The organism is Amycolatopsis sp. NPDC003731, assembly GCF_053586895.1.
Map to the genome: position 1 here is coordinate 1 of NZ_JBSFNC010000185.1, position 15478 is coordinate 15478.

Annotated in this window: 15 protein-coding genes and 1 pseudogene; 6 read left to right on the plus strand and 10 right to left on the minus strand. The window is 71.9% G+C overall.

Annotation, left to right across the window (positions count from 1 at the left end):
* Positions 1 to 377 precede the first annotated feature (377 nt).
* Genes ACWDN5_RS41685 through ACWDN5_RS41695 form a run of 3 tightly spaced genes read left to right on the plus strand, consistent with a single transcriptional unit; the run spans position 378 to position 3444 of the window.
* Positions 378 to 1160, plus strand: coding sequence for an IclR family transcriptional regulator (locus ACWDN5_RS41685; RefSeq protein ID WP_086837775.1), 783 nt, complete (start codon positions 378 to 380; stop codon positions 1158 to 1160).
* 30 nt (positions 1161 to 1190) lie between these two features.
* Entirely contained in the window at positions 1191 to 2879 is a 1689-nt protein-coding gene (locus ACWDN5_RS41690) for an L-lactate permease (protein WP_449680152.1), read from the plus strand.
* 10 nt (positions 2880 to 2889) lie between these two features.
* The gene (locus ACWDN5_RS41695) at positions 2890 to 3444 is read left to right on the plus strand and encodes an HD domain-containing protein (RefSeq protein WP_310968877.1); all 555 of its coding nucleotides are present in this window, start codon (positions 2890 to 2892) and stop codon (positions 3442 to 3444) included.
* On the opposite strand, the gene ACWDN5_RS41700 is transcribed toward ACWDN5_RS41695, so the two are convergent.
* The 4 genes from ACWDN5_RS41700 to ACWDN5_RS41715 form a co-directional block, all read right to left on the minus strand.
* Positions 3441 to 4328 (minus strand): SDR family NAD(P)-dependent oxidoreductase, encoded by an 888-nt coding sequence (locus ACWDN5_RS41700; protein ID WP_449680153.1) that lies wholly within the window; start codon positions 4326 to 4328, stop codon positions 3441 to 3443. The genes ACWDN5_RS41695 and ACWDN5_RS41700 overlap by 4 nt on opposite strands.
* A gap of 67 nt (positions 4329 to 4395) precedes the next feature.
* Positions 4396 to 5661 carry an RNA polymerase sigma factor gene (locus tag ACWDN5_RS41705; RefSeq protein ID WP_449680154.1) on the minus strand — a complete coding sequence of 422 codons (1266 nt, stop codon included), beginning with the start codon at positions 5659 to 5661 and terminating at the stop codon, positions 4396 to 4398.
* A gap of 39 nt (positions 5662 to 5700) precedes the next feature.
* Positions 5701 to 6057 carry a YciI family protein gene (locus tag ACWDN5_RS41710; protein ID WP_310968880.1) on the minus strand — a complete coding sequence of 119 codons (357 nt, stop codon included), beginning with the start codon at positions 6055 to 6057 and terminating at the stop codon, positions 5701 to 5703.
* Positions 6054 to 6479, minus strand: coding sequence for a YciI family protein (locus tag ACWDN5_RS41715; protein ID WP_310968882.1), 426 nt, complete (start codon positions 6477 to 6479; stop codon positions 6054 to 6056). The genes ACWDN5_RS41710 and ACWDN5_RS41715 overlap by 4 nt, the downstream gene beginning before the upstream one ends.
* A gap of 197 nt (positions 6480 to 6676) precedes the next feature.
* Between ACWDN5_RS41715 and ACWDN5_RS41720 the strand changes: the two genes are divergently transcribed.
* Entirely contained in the window at positions 6677 to 7657 is a 981-nt protein-coding gene (locus tag ACWDN5_RS41720; RefSeq protein ID WP_310968884.1) for a small ribosomal subunit Rsm22 family protein, read from the plus strand.
* A 6-nt stretch (positions 7658 to 7663) separates the two neighbouring features.
* Here ACWDN5_RS41720 and ACWDN5_RS41725 read toward each other — a convergent pair whose 3' ends face one another.
* Entirely contained in the window at positions 7664 to 8500 is an 837-nt protein-coding gene (locus ACWDN5_RS41725; RefSeq protein ID WP_310968885.1) for a maleylpyruvate isomerase N-terminal domain-containing protein, read from the minus strand.
* A 63-nt stretch (positions 8501 to 8563) separates the two neighbouring features.
* On the opposite strand from ACWDN5_RS41725, the gene ACWDN5_RS41730 reads away from it, so the two are divergent.
* Positions 8564 to 9892 carry a sensor histidine kinase gene (locus ACWDN5_RS41730; protein WP_449680155.1) on the plus strand — a complete coding sequence of 443 codons (1329 nt, stop codon included), beginning with the start codon at positions 8564 to 8566 and terminating at the stop codon, positions 9890 to 9892.
* A gap of 56 nt (positions 9893 to 9948) precedes the next feature.
* A complete protein-coding gene (locus tag ACWDN5_RS41735) occupies positions 9949 to 11265 on the plus strand; it encodes a DUF2079 domain-containing protein (protein ID WP_449680156.1) in 1317 nt (438 codons plus the stop codon).
* A gap of 260 nt (positions 11266 to 11525) precedes the next feature.
* Here ACWDN5_RS41735 and ACWDN5_RS41740 read toward each other — a convergent pair whose 3' ends face one another.
* The 5 genes and pseudogenes from ACWDN5_RS41740 to ACWDN5_RS41760 form a co-directional block, all read right to left on the minus strand.
* Positions 11526 to 11747 carry an integrase core domain-containing protein gene (locus ACWDN5_RS41740; RefSeq protein WP_449680157.1) on the minus strand — a complete coding sequence of 74 codons (222 nt, stop codon included), beginning with the start codon at positions 11745 to 11747 and terminating at the stop codon, positions 11526 to 11528.
* A 28-nt stretch (positions 11748 to 11775) separates the two neighbouring features.
* A pseudogene (locus ACWDN5_RS41745) lies at positions 11776 to 12033 on the minus strand (DDE-type integrase/transposase/recombinase); the annotation flags it as partial.
* Positions 11954 to 12319, minus strand: a complete 366-nt coding sequence (locus ACWDN5_RS41750; RefSeq protein WP_449680158.1) for an IS3 family transposase — start codon at positions 12317 to 12319, stop codon at positions 11954 to 11956. The pseudogene ACWDN5_RS41745 and the gene ACWDN5_RS41750, both read right to left, overlap by 80 nt.
* Positions 12316 to 12603 (minus strand): transposase, encoded by a 288-nt coding sequence (locus ACWDN5_RS41755; protein ID WP_449680159.1) that lies wholly within the window; start codon positions 12601 to 12603, stop codon positions 12316 to 12318. The genes ACWDN5_RS41750 and ACWDN5_RS41755 overlap by 4 nt, the downstream gene beginning before the upstream one ends.
* Positions 12604 to 12709: 106 nt before the next feature.
* A complete protein-coding gene (locus ACWDN5_RS41760) occupies positions 12710 to 15256 on the minus strand; it encodes a CHAT domain-containing protein (protein ID WP_449680160.1) in 2547 nt (848 codons plus the stop codon).
* Positions 15257 to 15478: the final 222 nt, after the last annotated feature.

Below are 15478 nucleotides of genomic sequence, written 5' to 3' on the forward strand. Positions count from 1 at the left end.
TCGCTAATTACTATTTGGGTCCGTCCGAGGCCCCTATTTATTATTTCGCGACCTTCGAGGAGCGCCGGCACCCGCACCGGCGGAAAGAACGCTCATCACCGCCGCTTTGTCCACATTGCCGTCACCCCGTGGACAACGCGGCCGCACATTCACACATATGAACAACCCACCTGTCGAACCTGTCGAACGCCGCCGCTCGGAGCCGCGCAACCGCCATAGGTAGGAAACTTAACCATCGGATGTTGAACCAATTAGCATCCACAACTACTCGCATTGTCGCGAAACTTTCCAAGATCTACCGCAGATACATCGGAGGTGTTACCGTCCAACCCCAGCCAGCGGAAAGGCGTGCCGCTCAGCGGGAAATGGAGGGCGTCGTGGGACCGGAGCGCGGGCTCGAACAAAGCGGAACTCTCGAACGCGGGCTTGCCGTGCTGGAGCACGTCGGGCGGCACCAGGAGATTTCCACCAATGCGATCGCGCGGCAACTGGGGCTTTCCCGCAGCGCCGCCTACCGGATCGTCGGCACCCTCAAGAACCTCGAGTACCTCGAAGCCGACCAGGTCACCGGGCGGGTGCGGCTCGGCACGCGGCTCGTCGAACTCGGGGCCCGGGCGATGGCCGCCACCGATCTGCACCGGTGCGCTCCGCGGTACCTCGCCTCGCTCGCCGAACGGTCCGGCGAAACCACCTACCTCGCCGTTCCCGACAACGACACCATGGTCTACGTCGCGACCGAACGCAGTGCCAGTGCCGTCACCCTCGCCTGCCGGCTCGGCACGCGGCGGCCGCAGCACGCGACGTCGCTCGGGAAGGCGTGGCTCGCCGCGCTGCCCGAGGCCGATCGGCTCGAACGCGTGCGGCGGATGAAGCTCGACTCGCTCACCCTCAAGACCATCATCGACCCGCACCGGCTGCTCGACGAGCTCGCGAAGACCAGCCGCCGCGGGTGGGCGATCGACGAGGTCGAGAACGAGCCCGACGTCGGGTGCGTCGCCGCCGCCGTGCGGGACCACTCGGGGCGGCCGATCGCCGCCATCAGCATCGCCGGGCCCGCTCCGCGCGTGCTGCGGCGGCTCGACGAACTCGGGGCCTCGGTGGCCGGGACCGCCGCCGCCCTGTCGCTGCGGCTCGGGTACGTCCGGAGCCGGCCGGCCTGACCACCCGCGAAACCGGCAAAGGAGCCGACCGTGACCTGGATCCAGGACTACCAGCCGGCGGGCGGGCTGTGGCTTTCCGCGCTGCTCGCCGCGCTCCCGATCATCGTGCTGCTGGTTTCGCTCGGGGTGATCCGGTTCTCCGCGCACCTCTCCGCGGCACTGGCACTGGTGACGGCGCTCGGCGTCGCCCTCCTGCTCTACCGGATGCCGGCCGCGCTGGCGTTCGACTCCGCCGCGATGGGCATCGTGTTCGGCGTGTGGTCGGTGGCCTGGATCGCCTTCCACGCCGTGTACTTCCACAACGTCACCGTCGCCACCGGCCGGTTCGACGCGATCAAGCGGGTGCTCGCCGGGTTCAGCGAGGACCGTCGGCTGCAGGCGCTGCTCATCGCGTTCAGCTTCGGCGCGCTGCTCGAAGGCGTCGCCGGCGGCGGGTCGCCGATCGCGATCACCGCGGCGATGATGGCCGCGCTCGGGTTCCCGCCGGTGAAGGCCGTCGTGCTGGCACTGCTGGCGAACACCGCGCCGGTCGCGTTCGGCGGGCTGGGCAACCCGCTGATCGTGCTCGGCCGGCTGACCGCGCCGATCATGCACCTCAAGCAGGACCAGGCGACCGAGCTCTTCTCGGCGGCGGTCGGCCGCCAGGTCCCGCTGCTGGCGCTGATCATCCCGGCATTCCTGGTCGTCGTCCTGGCCGGTTGGAAGCGCATGCTCGAGGTGTGGCCGGCCGTGCTGACCGCCGGGCTCGCCTTCGCGGCCATGCAGTTCGTCGCGTCCAACTACATCAGTGCCAGCCTGGTCGACGTCCTCGCTGCACTCACCGCGATGGCCGCGCTGTGGATCCTGACCCGCTTCTGGCAGCCCGTGACGGTGTGGCGCTTCGACGGCGAAGAAGCCACCCCGGCCAAGAGCCTCGGCGCCGCCCGGGCCGAGCGCGGCGCGCTGTACGCGTGGATGCCTTACATCATCCTGATCCTGGCGATCTTCCTGTCGCGGATCGGGACGATCTTCAAGAACCTCCCCACCTGGCTCGACCTGACGAAGCTGCTGCACAAGGCCGACTGGGTCTTCGCCTGGCCGGGGCTGCACAACCACGTCGTCCAGCACCCGCCGATCACCGCCAAGAACGCGCCGTACGCGGCCACGCTGACCGTCGACTTCCTCTTCTCGCCCGGCACGGTCGCGCTGATCGCGGCGGTGATCGCCGGCTTCGCGATGGGCGGGCGGGCGAACCTGCTGCTGACGACGTACGCCAAGACGCTGCACCAGATGCGCTGGGCGCTGGCGACGATCTTCATGATCCTCGCCATCGCGTTCGTGATGAACTACTCGGGCGCGACGCAGACGCTGGGCCTCGCCCTGGCGACGACCGGCGTGGTCTTCCCGCTGTTCTCGGCCTACATCGGCTGGCTGGGCGTGTTCCTGACCGGCTCGGACGCGTCGACGAACAGCCTGTTCGGCCCGATGCAGGTGATCTCGGCGCAGCAGCTCGGCCTGAACCCGATCCTGGCCGGCGCGACGAACACCTCGGGCGGCGTGATGGGCAAGATGATCTCGCCGCAGAACCTGTCGATCGGCGCGACGGCGATCGGGCAGAGCGGCAAGGAGGGCTCGCTGCTGCGGCAGACGTTCCTGTGGTCGCTGCTGCTCACCGCGGTGGTCGGCGTGATTTCGCTCCTCCAGGCGACGATCCTGACGGCGCTGATCCCGTCGCCCTAGGCTGGGCGGCATGACCTCTGAAGCGCTGGCCTCGTTCGGCTACGAGCTCGGGCTCCTCAAGCGCGTCCGCCGGTCGGGCTGGTGGCACGCGGGGGTCCGCGACCCGGAGTCGGTCGGCGAGCACAGCCTGCGCGCCGCCCAGCTCGCGGCGCTGCTCGCGGCGGAGGAAGGCGCGTCCCCGGAGCGGGCGGCCTTCCTCGCGCTGTGGCACGACACGCAGGAGACGCGCACGGGCGACCTCCCGCTGACGGCCGGCGACTACCTGCGCAAGCCGGAGCCGCGGCAGATCACCGCCGACCAGACGGCCTCGCTCCCCGAGCGGTCCCGGGACCTGGTTCGCGAGGCCGTCGACGAGTACGAGACGCGGGAGTCCGCGGAAGCGTTGTGCGCCAAGGACGCGGACAAACTGGAGATGCTCCTGCAGGCCCTGGAGTACCGGGACATCGGCGTCCGCCCGGTCGACGAGTGGATCGAGTCGGCGCGGAAAGGCCTCAAGACGGAGACCGCGCGGAAGGTCGCCGAGGCGGCGATGACGCTGTCCCCGCTCGCCTGGCGCGGCCGCTAACCCCGCGGCGGCATGATCATCGGGCGCCCGGTGCCGAGGCCGCCGTCCACCAGCACGGACGTCCCGGTGAGGTAGGAGAAGCCGGGCGACGCCAAGGCCACGACAGCGGCGGCGATTTCCTTCGGCTCGGCCATCCTCGGCAGGCCGTGGACGTTCAGCGGGCCCCACGCCCGCTTGAACTGCGCCCACTGGTCGTCGGGGATGCCCGGCGGGCGGACGAACGCGGTGTCCGTGGTCCCCGGGTCGATCGACAGCACCCGGATCCCCTGGGCGCCGTAGTCGAGCGCGGCGGCTTTCACGATGCCCTGGACCGCCCGCTTGCTGGCGGTGTACGCCGCGTGCCCGGGCCGGGTGTGCCCGGCTTGCGACGACGCGGTGCAGATGATGACGCCGCCGTTTTCGAGCAGGTGCGGGACCTCGTGCTTGATCGCGAGGAAGACCCCGCGCGCGTTGGTCCGCTGGACGTCCTCCCACTCGTCGACGCCGATTTCGTGCAGCGGCTTCGCGAGGGTGATGCCCGCGTTGTTGAACGCGACGTCCAGCCGGCCCCAGCGGCGCACCACCGTGTCCACAAAGGACTCGACCTGGGCCGGCTCGCGGACGTCGGCCCGGACGTAGCACCCGCGGCCGCGCAACTCGCGTTCCACCTCGCGGCCGAGTTCGGCCCGCCGGCCGCAGAACCCCACCCGGGCGCCCTGGGCCGCGAACGCGAGCGCGGCCTCCCGCCCGATGCCCGAGGTGGCGCCGGTGATCAGCACGACCTTGCCGTCGAACCGGCCCTGCACCGGAGCCGAAGCCGAAGCGCTCGACGCCCCGGCGAGCACGGCCGCCGCGCTCGCGGCACCGCCACCCAGGACGGCCCGCCTGGTCACAGTTTTCCCCACAGTCCCCTCCATTCGGATAGTTTAACTATCTGAAATGGAGAGTACTGCTATCCACCTGAGAGACGCCTCAGCCGGCGACCGCGGTCGCGCGGTCCAGCAGCAGGGCACGTTCGCGGGAGTTCTCCGTCATCTCCGCGGCTCGCCGGAACTCCTGCTCGGCTTCCGCGCGGCGGCCGAGCTTCTCCAGCAGGTCGCCGCGGACGCTCGGCAGCAGGTGGTAATCCTTCAGCGCGGGGTCGCCGGCGACCGCGTCGACCACTTCCAGGCCCGCCGCCGGCCCGTACGCCATCGCCACCGCCACCCCGCGGTTCAGCTCGATCACCGGGGACGGCTGGAGCTTGCCGAGGCCTTCGTAGAGCGCCGCGATGCGGGCCCAGTCCGTTTCCTCGGCCGTCCGCGCCCGGGCGTGGCAGGCCGCGATCGCCGCCTGGGCCGAGTACGGGCCGTACGCGCCTTCGGCGATGTGCTCGGACAACGCCAGCGCCGCGAGGCCGTGCTGGATCAGGAACCGGTCCCAGCGGGCGCGGTCCTGGTCCAGCAGCAGCACCGGCTCGCCGTTCGGGCCGGTGCGGGCCTTCGCGCGCGACGCCTGCAGCTCCATCAGCGCCACCAGGCCGTGGACCTCCGACTCGCCCGGCATCAGCCCGGCGAGCACGCGGCCGAGCCGCATCGCCTCCTCGCAGAGCGCCGGCCGCATCCAGTCGTCGCCGCGCGTGGCCGAGTAGCCCTCGTTGAACACCAGGTAGATGACTTCGAGCACGGACGACAGCCGGGCGACGCGCTCGTCGCCCTCCGGCACCTCGAAGGGCACCTTCGCCGCGGCGAGGGCCTTCTTCGCCCGGACGATCCGCTGGGCGATCGTCGACTCGCGGACCAGGAAGGCGCGCGCGATCTCGTCGGTCGTCAGGCCGCCGAGCATGCGCAGCGTCAGCGCGACCCGTGCCTGCGTGTTCAGCACCGGGTGGCAGGCGACGAACAGCAAGCGGAGGACGTCGTCCTCGATGTGGTCGTCGAGCGCGGCGTCGAAGTCCGGCAGGACGCCGTCGCCGAGCCGCTGGTCGCGCCCGACTTCCTCGAGTTTCTCGGCGTACCGCTCGTTGCGGCGGAACTGGTCGACCGCGCGGCGCTTGGCGATCGTCATCAGCCACGCGCCGGGATTGCGGGGGACGCCGGAGTCCGGCCACTGTTCCAGCGCCGCGACCAGCGCGTCCTGCGCCAGTTCTTCGGCGAGACCGACGTCGCCGCGAGCCATCCGGGCCAGGCCCGCGATGAGGCGCGGCGACTCGATCCGCCAGACCGTTTCGACCGTTCTCCGGGCGTCCGCAACCGTCACCCGGCCATCAGACAGGGTGATCTTCCGCGGTGCAACCCACTACTCGTCGATCGGCCGGATCTCCAGGACGCCCTCGCCCGGGCCGAGGTTCGGGACCTGCTTCATCAGCTCGACGACCTCTTCGAGGGACTCGCCCTTGAGCACCCAGAACCCCGCGATCAGCTCCTTGGTCTCGGCGAACGGGCCGTCGATGACCTTGGGCTCCGCGTCGCCCTGGAACAGGACGCGCGAGCCGTCGGCGCTGGACGTGAGCCCCTCGGCGAGCTCGATCCGGCCCTCGGCGAACAGCCGCTCGTTGAACTTCGTCATCTCGGTCAGCTCTTCGGCGCTGGGCTGGAACCCGGGCGCCTCCGATTCGGGGCTGGCCTTGACGATCACCAGGAACCGCACGGTCACGCCTGCCCGGCGGACTGCGCCCGCAGCCGGCCTTCCATTTCGGCGACTTCCGGCGTCATGTTCTCGAAGTCCGACGCCTCGGCGACCCGGCGGATCTCGACCTCGCCGGCCTGGCCCTCGGGGTTGGGCATCCGCTTGATCCACTCGATGCACTCTTCGCGATCCCGGCACTGCAGGATCCAGAAGCCGCCGACGAGCTCCTTGGTCTCGGCGAACGGGCCGTCGACGACCTTGGGCTCCTCGCTGCCGGAGAAGATGACGCGCGCGCCCTGCGAGCTCGGCGTGAGCCCTTCGCCGGCGAGCAGGACACCGGCCTTGACCAGCTCTTCGTTGAACTTCCCCATCTCCTCGAGCAGCTCGGCGCTGGGGCCCTTGCCCGCCTCGGAGTCTTCGTTGGTCTTGACGATCACCATGAACCGCACCGCGGTCTCCCTTCGTTCGCTTCTGCCTACGCGTCGAACGGCCGGGCACCGGATCGACAGCCGTCGCAAAAAACTTTTGGCGCGGGAAAACTAGCAGCTCAGGGCCGATTCCGGGGGACAATCCGGACCGGGGATCACCGGCCGGCCGCACCGGCCGCCGCGCTCGTGCGCGGGGGCACCCGGCTAATCTGCCCGTCGTGGCGGTACTCCCCGATGATCTCTCCTCCGCGCTCGACGACGAGCTGGCCCGGCACCCCGTGGCCCGGCTGACTCAGTCCGTCGATCGCCTCAGCGCGCGCTACCGCCAAGGTGACGCGGCCACTTCGCCGATCCTCAGCTCCGAAGCCGACATCGCCGCGTACGCCGGCTACCGCATGCCGGCCACTTACGCCGCCGTACACGCCGTCCTTGCCGAAGCGGCCCTACGCGCTCCCGGCTTCGAGCCGCGTACCCAGATCGACGTCGGCGGGGGCACCGGTGCCGCCGTGTGGGCTGCCGCGGACGTGTGGCCTTCGCTGGCCGAGTGCACCGTGCTGGAGCAGGTGGCCGGGGCCATCGGGCTCGGCAAGCGGCTCGCCTCCGGCAGCGGCCGGGGCGCGGTCCGGGACGCCGAGTGGCGGCGCGGGCTCGTCGATCCGGCGTCGCCCGCCCCCGACGCCGACCTCGTCACGCTCTCCTACGTACTCGGCGAGCTGCCGGACGCCACGCGCACCGACGTCGTGCGGTGGCTGGCCGCCAAAGCCACCACCGTCGCGCTCATCGAACCCGGCACGCCGGCCGGCTACGAACGGATCCGGGCCGCCCGGGCCGAGCTGATCGAGCTCGGCCTGCACGTGGTCGCGCCGTGTCCGCACGACGGCGCGTGCCCGATCGTGCCCGGCCGGGACTGGTGCCACTTCGCCGCGCGGCTGCCGCGCTCGGGCCTGCACCGGCGGCTCAAGGCGGGCACGCTCGGGTTCGAGGACGAGAAGTTCTCGTACGTCGTCGCGTCGCGTCTCCGGCCCGAGCGGCCGGAGGCGCGGATCATCCGGCACCCGAAGAAGCACAAGGGCTGGGTGGCGCTGGACCTCTGCACGGCCGACGGGCTGAAGCCGGGGGTGGCGGTTTCGAAGAAGCAGGGCCCGCGCTACCGGGACGCCCGCGACGCCGAATGGGGCGACGGCTGGTCTTCCGCCTGACCCGGCCTACGGCATGTGGACCGTGCGGAGGAACTCCGGCAGCCGCCACGGGCGGCGGCCGCCGACGCGGACCTTGCCGGTGCCCACCGCGCGCAGCGGGGAGATCCGGCCGAACATCATCGGCACCAGGACGGCCGGGTCGAAGGTCAGGCGCGCGTCCGCCGTGCCGTCGGGTTCTTCCGCCCGCAGCTCGCCGTGCTGCAGCACCAGCATCACCGGCGCCGTGTGGTCGGAACGGAACTCCACCGCGACCCGGCGGGGCGACGGCTTGGCGTGGGCGAGCAGGCGTCCGAGGTCGTTGCGGACCATGCCGGTGAAGAACAGGTCCAGGAACATCCCCACGTGCGCCGCCTCGATCCGCCAGTCCTGCCCGCTCGCGCGGGCGATGTCGTGGCCGTGGATCTCCAGCTCGTTGAGCAGGTGCGCGAACAGGCCGGGCAGCGGCACCCGGCTGCCGCCGAGCCAGTCGATCACCTTGTCCGGGCCGTACTCGCCGCCGGCGCGCAGCAGCTCGGCGATGTCCGCGCGCAGCTGCTTGGCCAGCAGGCGCGGGTCACGCTCGGGGTAGGCCTCCTGCGCGACGTCGTTCATCGCCGAGACCGTCTCGATGGTGGCCTTCGCGATCTGCTCCTCCAGCTCCGGCAACGGCAGCGAGCGGCCGTCGCCGTGCACCAGGGCCGTGTAGACGTGCGCGATCCAGCCGACGTGCGCCGCCGTCTCGGCGACCGACCAGACCCCGATCGCCTTGGCGCCCGGGTCCGGCGCGTTCTCCACGATGTCCGCGAACCGCTCGCCGGTCTCCGCCAGCGCGGTCCGCACCGCCTGCCACTGTGCATTCGTCACAGACAAAACGGTAGGCGGCGGAGGCCACACCCGGTTCTTCGAAGGTGCGGTTATCTTCTGCGGGTGACCCGGATCCTGCCCCGGTCGACCCGGTGGCGGGTCGCCCTCTTCGCCGCCCTCGCGTCGGCCGTGGTGCTCGGCTTCGGGGCGTACTGGTTCGTGAACGCGCTGCAGAGCAGCCTCGAACCCAACGCCAGTGCCCGGGCGAGCGACAAGGCCGACGCGCTGCTCGCGCTGCTGAACGCGGGCGTCGCCCCGGCCGACGTGCCGGAGCGGTACCCCAAGGGCGGCGGGTACATGATCAGCCTGCAGGCGGCCGACTGCTCGCTCGGCAGCCCGAAGGAGTTCTCCGGTAGCGAGCCGGTCCGGGTCTACGGGCCGGACTGCGTCATCGTCCAGCCGTTCGGCCTCGACGACCAGCTCTACAGCACGGCCCGGACGAAGGACCGCCACTACGCGGTCGTGTCCGCGGAGAAGCTCGACCCCGTCGGCCTCGAGACGGTGGCCACCGCGCGGCAGCTCCTCTGGGGCGGGGTGCCGGCCGCCTCGCTGTTCATCGGCGCCGTCGCCTGGTTCGCCGTGCGGCGGTCGCTGCGCGCGGTCGGGGCCATCCGGGCCGAGGTCGACGGCGTGCGCGCGACCGACCTCGGCCGCCGCGTCCCCGTGCCCGACTCCGGTGACGAGATCACCGAGCTCGCCGTCACGATGAACGAGATGCTCGCGCGGCTCGACCGGTCCGTGCAGCGGCAGAGCCAGTTCACCGCGGACGCCTCGCACGAGCTGCGCACGCCGCTGGCGTCGCTGCGCACCCAGCTGGAGGTCCAGCTCGCCCACCCCGACCGGCTCGATTGGCGCCGCAGCGTCGAAAACGCCGTCCTGGACGTCTCGCGGATGGAAACCCTCACCGGGGACCTGCTGCTGCTCAGCAAGCTGGACGCCGGCCGGCCGGCCGGGAGCACCCGGATCGCGCTCGCGGACCTCGTCACCGGGCACCTGGCCGGACGGCTCCCTCGCGACGGCGTCGAGGTGCGCCCGGAACTCCACGACGCCCCGGTGGTCCAGGGGCACGCGGGACGGCTGGAGCGCGTCCTGCGCAACCTGGTCGACAACGCCGAGCGGCACGCGAAGAGCCGGGTGACGATCACGCTCGCCGCGTCCGGCGGCCAGGCCGTGCTGACCGTGCGGGACGACGGGCCCGGCATCCCGGCCGAGGACCGCGAGCGCGTCTTCGACCGGTTCGTGCGGCTCGACGACGACCGCGCCCGCGAAGACGGCGGCTCCGGGCTGGGCCTGGCGATCGCCGCGGAGATCGCGCGGGCGCACGGCGGCACGTTGCGCGTCGCGGAGAGCACGTCCGGCGCCTGCCTGGAGCTGCGCTTGCCGCTGGCCTGAAGGCTTCTTCAGCTTGCTTAAGCTCCGGTTCAGCGTGGCCGCACGAGCATCCCGCCATGCTGATCGATCTCGCGCCGTCCCCCGCGCGCACGCGCGAAACCCGCGCGATCCCCTACGTCGTCGCCGCGGTCGCCTTCGCCGGGTATGCCGCCTGGTCGCTGCAGCGGCTGCGGACGTTCGACGCGAGCGGGTTCGACCTGGGAATCTTCGAACAGGCGGTGCGGTCCTACGCCCACGGGCACTGGCCGGTGTCGGACCTGCTCGGCGCGGACTGGCCGACCCTCGGCGACCACTTCCACCCGATCCTGGCGGTGCTGGCGCCGTTCTACCTGCTCTGGCCGTCGCCGGGGTGCCTGCTGGTCGCCCAGGCCCTGCTGTTCGCGCTGTCCGCGGTGCCGGTGACGCGGTGCGCGAGCCGGCTGCTCGGCGCCCGCCGGGGTGCGCTCGTGGGCGCCGGGTACGTGCTCTCGTGGGGTCTGCTGTCCGCCGTCAACTTCGACTTCCACGAGGTCTGCTTCGCCGTCCCGATGCTGGCCTTCACCGCCGAGCACCTGCTGCACGAACGGTGGCGGGCCGCGGTCTGGTGCGCGCTGCCGCTGGTGCTGGTCAAGGAGGACCTGCCGCTGACGCTCGCCGCGGTCGGCGTGGTGCTGGTGCTGAACCGGCAGCGGCGGCTCGGCTGGACGGTGATCGTCTTCGGCGTCGCCACGTCCGCGCTGCTGTTCCTGGTCGTGCTGCCGGCGCTGAACCCGGCGGGCGCGTACGCGCACGGCAGCGGCTTCAACCCGTTCGGCGGGGCGATCGTCAAGGTTTCGATGCTGCTGGCCTTGCTGGCGCCGACGGCGTTCGCGGCGCTGCGGTCGCCGCTGCTGCTCCTGGCGGTGCCGACGCTGCTGTGGCGGCTGGTTTCGGCGAACGACCGCTACTGGGGCCTGGGTTACCACTACAGCGCGGTGCTGATGCCGATCGTGTTCATCGCCGGCGTGCACGGCGCCCGCCGGCTCGCCCGCTGGGTGCCGGTGTGCGCGGTGGTCGCCGGGCTGGCTTCGCTCGGCCTGCAAGCGGCGCACCTGACCGACGGCGTCTGGACGCCGGCGCAGCGGGCCGGGATCGACGCGGTCCTGGCGCGGATCCCCGACGGCGCGACCGTGCTGGCGTCCAACCGCCTGGCCCCGCACCTGACGTCCCGCTGCACGGTGCGGTTCTTCGACGGCGTGACGAACGAGCGGCCGGAGTGGGTGGTCGTGGCGCAGCCGGAACAGTCCTGGCCGACGACGCTCGCGACGAAGGCTGCGGCGCTGGCGGACCTGGAAACCACGGGGTACCTGCGCGTCGACGGGACGGACTCCGTCGTGCTGCTCCACCGTGAGTAGGGAACTCGCAGCGGTAACCGGCCAGTCGGGGGGCGTGCCGGCCGGTTACCGCCGCACCGAAGAAGAGGGAACCCTCCGCCAGGAATGACGCCCGGGTCCACGCTTCACTCGATCGAGTGACGTCAGGCCGGATCGGCCAGAATGCCGTTGACATCCGAGCCCGGGTGGGTGGCCGCTTCCGCCGTGTCGACCCTTCAATCACGCGTGTCGACCCTTCGATCACAGGTCTGGAGTTGCCCCGGTGAGGCGGACACGGGGTTTCAGGCAGCTGAGAGTTGACGGTAGTTGGTTCGGGTTTCGGCTGGGGTGTGGTGGCCGTTGGTGGAGTGCAGCTTGGTGTGGTTGTAGTAGTGCAGCCAGGTGAACACGTCCTGGCGGGCTTGGGTTCGGGTCCGCCAGATCGAGACACCGATTTCGGTTTTCAAGGTGGCGAAGAAGGCTTCGGCGACGGCGTTGTCGTAGCAGGACCCGACCCGCCCCACCGACGGGTGGATCAGTCGCGAGGGCGATCGCGTCGCAGACCAGGTCAGTGCGCATGTGGTCGGCCATGGCGTGCCCGACGACCTCACGGGTGTGCAGGTCGATGACGGTGGCCAGATAGAGCCAGCCTTCGAAGGTGGGCAGGCAGGTGATGTCCCCGACGAGCCGTTGGCCGGGCGCGGTGGCGGTGAAGTCCCGCCGGATCAGATCACCGACCGGCGTGACCGGGCCGGCAGCGGGACGGGTGGTGGTGGTGGTGCGGCGTTTGCGGCGGGTGATCCCGGCCAGGCCCGTGTTCGCGCATCAGCCGCTCCACCCGCTTGTGGTTGACCCGGTGGCCGCGGCAGTGCAGCTCGGCGGTGCTCCGCGGGAGCCCGTAGGCCCTGCGGTGCTCGGCATGAATCGAGGTGATCACCCGCACCAGATCGGCCTCGGCTTCCGCCCGCCGGACGCGGCCGGCTTCGGCGGCGACCCACTCGTGGAATCCCTGCCGCCGCATGCCCAGGACCTGGCACAACCGCCTCACGCCGTAGGTGGCGCGGTGTTCGGAGATGAACCGGTAGCGGTAGATCATCGATCCATCTCGCGCGCAAAATAGGCGGCCGCCTTCCGCAGGATCTTCTTCTCCTTCTCCAGCTCAGCGACCTGCTTGCGCAACCGCGTCACCTCATCGGTCACCGCCGAATCCTCCACCGGTCCGGCTTCGCTGGCCTGCTTGGCGGTGTTCACCCACGAGCGCAAGGTTTCGTGATTGACCCCCAGCTCCCGGGCGACCTGCCGCAACGGCCGATCACTCGAGTTCACCAGCTCAACAGCGTCACGACGGAACTGCTCCGGATACTTCGACCTGCCAGACACCAGGACATCCTCTCTCCAGACCACCGTCTGGAATCAAGGTGTCCGGCCCCAAGGGGCAACTCCAGGTCGTGAGAGTCAACGCGACCGCTGGACGTCGGTACGGGAGTCAGCTGCGGCCGAAGCAGACGAACGGCATCAGCGGTTCGGCCTGCGCCGCGTCCGCCAAGGCGCGGGCCGGGGGCGTGCCCGCTGCCAGCGCCTTGTGGAACGCCAGCATCACGCCGCCCGCCGTGCGGTCGTCGACCCGGGCCACGCTCGAGACCACCGTGCGGCTGCCGCCGTAGAGCAGCGCCGCCGTGAAGCCGAGGACCTCGTCGCCCGCCCGCACCACCGTCTGGCCGACGTCGCACGAGGACAGCACCACCTGCTCCGGGGCCGTCGCCAGCTGCTGGACGTCGTAGGCCATCAGGGGCCCGTCGGCCAGGTTGAGCCGGGAAAACAGCACGTTCTCCTGCTCGTGGTGGCCGTGTGCGGCGAAGTGGGCCAGGCGGCAGCCGTCGAACGCCTTGAGCGTCGCCGCGACCGTCGCGTCCGGGCCGGTCAGCACCTCGGCGTCCGGGTACAGCGGCGCCAGGCGGGCGACTTCGGCCTCGGCGTGGGTCAGGTCGGAACCCGCGACGAGCAGCGGTGCGCCGGTCGCCCGGCCGGACCGGCGGCCCGCGTCGAACCACGCCGACGACGACGGCGTGACCGTCACCGGGCGGCCGTGCAGCGTCGGCAGCAGCCCCCACGGGATCGCCGACAGCGCGCCGGTCGGCACGACGACGACGTCGAGGTCGCCGAGCCGGGACGCCAGCGGGGCCAGCAGGATCGCGTCCAGCGCGGTGACCTGCGTCCGCACCGAACGACGGATGACCCGGTCCAGCTGCGGCGGCAGCTGGCGCCCGCACAGGGCGTCGAGGTCGCTGTGCAGCCGCGCGACCGGCTCCGCGACCGCCGCCGCCGGGCCGAGCTCGACCAGCGCCACCCGGTGGTTCGCGATCACCTGCGCGCACAACGCCCCGCGGTCGGCCAGGAAGCAGACCATCGCGCTGCCGGTCGCCGCCAGTTCGTCACCGATTTCGCGCAGCTTCGCCTCGGCGTGGTCGGCGTCGACGCCCTCGGCCTGCCAGCCCTTGGCGCGGATTTCCCGTTCCAGCGCGGCACACCGCTTCGCGGCCTGGGCGTCCGGCTTCCCGGCCAGCTCGCCCGCACGGATCTGCATCGACAGGAACCGCAGTTCGGCGACGGCGTCGACGGTCTCCGGGTGCGCCGGCGGGCGCACCGGCCGGAACCGGAACGCCTGCGCGCGCGAGCGGTCGAGCCAGCGGAACACCACCCCCGGCGAGCGCTGGGCGAGCGCGGCGGCGAGCCCCGCGTCGGCGAGTTCCTTGCCCAGCGACGTCGTCCCGGTCTGCAGGTCGACGCTGCCGAACCGGCTGCGGTGCCGCTGCAGCTGCGTCAGCCCGGCCCGCGCGTTCGCGAAGGTGACGCGCCGGTGGCCGCTCGCGGCCCCGAGTTCGGCCAGCGCGAGCCGCCGGACCAGGCGGTTTTCCAGTGGCGCGGTCCGGCGGTCGCGCGGCGCGATGCCGGCGCGGGCGCCGTCGAGGTCGCCGAGCGCGATCCGGGCCCGGGCCGCCAGCAGGGCCGCGATTTCGGCGTCGTTGCGCAGGCCCAGCCCGGTGAGCCGGTCCGCCAGCGCGGTCGCCTCGGCGGAGACGCGGGCGATCCGGCGTCCGGCCGCGAAGTCCGCGCGCAGCACGGTCAGGTGCGCCACCGCCGCCCAGGTTTCGTTGCCACGACGGCGAAACCGGCGTTCGGCCCGCCCGGCCCAGCTCCGCGCGGCCGCCGGGTCGCCGCTCGCCAGCGCGGCCAGCGCCCTGGTCAGCTCGGCCTCGGCGTGTTCCTGGTTCATCCGCAGCCGCGGGAACTGCTCGAGCGCCGCGTCCAGTTCGGCGGCGGCTTCGTGCGGCAGCCCGGCGGCCAGCAGCGCCCGCGCCTTATCGACGGCCAGCACCGGCAGCATCCCGACGCTCTGCTCGGCGTAGAACCCGCTCGCCGCGTCGAAGTCGCGCAGCGCGCCCGGGATGTCGCCGGTGAGCACCCGCGCCTGGCCGCGGCCGTGCGCGGCTTTGGCGAAGATCCGGGCCAGGCCGTCTTCTTCGGGCTGGGTGGCCCCGATCTGCTCGCACTGGTCGAGGTCGGCGAGCGCGAGCCGGACGCGCCCGGCGTATTGGTGCAGCATCGCGCGGTTGAGCAGCGTCCGGGCGAGCACGACGAACTCGCCGGCCTGCCGCAGCAGCGGGATGGCCTCGTCGAAGCAGGCGAGGGCTTCGTCCATCCGGCCGATCAGGATGAGCACGAGACCTCGTTGCTGGCGCAGGATCCCGCGCCCGGCGTCGGACACGAGGACGTCGGCCTCGTCGAGCAGGGCGAGCCCGCGGGCGCTGTTGCCGAGCGCGGTTTCGACGGCGGCGTAGGTGCCGAGGACGCGCGTGGCGAGGTCGGGCCAGGCGGGCCACCCGTTCGGAGGTTCGGTGGCGGGCAGGCCGAGCAGCCGCGCGGCGGACCGGATCAGCCGGCCGCCGACCACCGGCTGGCCGTTGTTGGTCGCCGCGACCGCCCGGCGGTGCAGGTCGCGGACCCGGTCTTCGACCCTCGGCGACGCGACCACGGGCTGCCCTTTCGGCCGGGGAAGGACGCCCCGGATCGTACCTCCGAGTCAGAGGTATCAGGCAGAGCTCGCGGACCGCGGATTCTCCCCGCCCCGCCCGCGGCGTCGCGAATGACTCATTCGGGAACCGCGCCTGGCACGAAGGATGCACCGCGATCTCCAGGCCGCAAGCGGTATCCGGAGCGACACCGTCCAGCGCGTCCTCGGCAGCCGGTGCCCCAC

What these genes read in the sequence shown, in the direction of transcription:
- ACWDN5_RS41695 (WP_310968877.1), top strand. Translation starts at nt 2,890, where the DNA reads ATGACCTCTGAAGCGCTGGCCTCGTTCGGCTACGAGCTCGGGCTCCTC.
- ACWDN5_RS41735 (WP_449680156.1), top strand. Translation starts at nt 9,949, where the DNA reads ATGCTGATCGATCTCGCGCCGTCCCCCGCGCGCACGCGCGAAACCCGC.
- ACWDN5_RS41750 (WP_449680158.1), bottom strand. Translation starts at nt 12,319, where the DNA reads ATGATCTACCGCTACCGGTTCATCTCCGAACACCGCGCCACCTACGGC.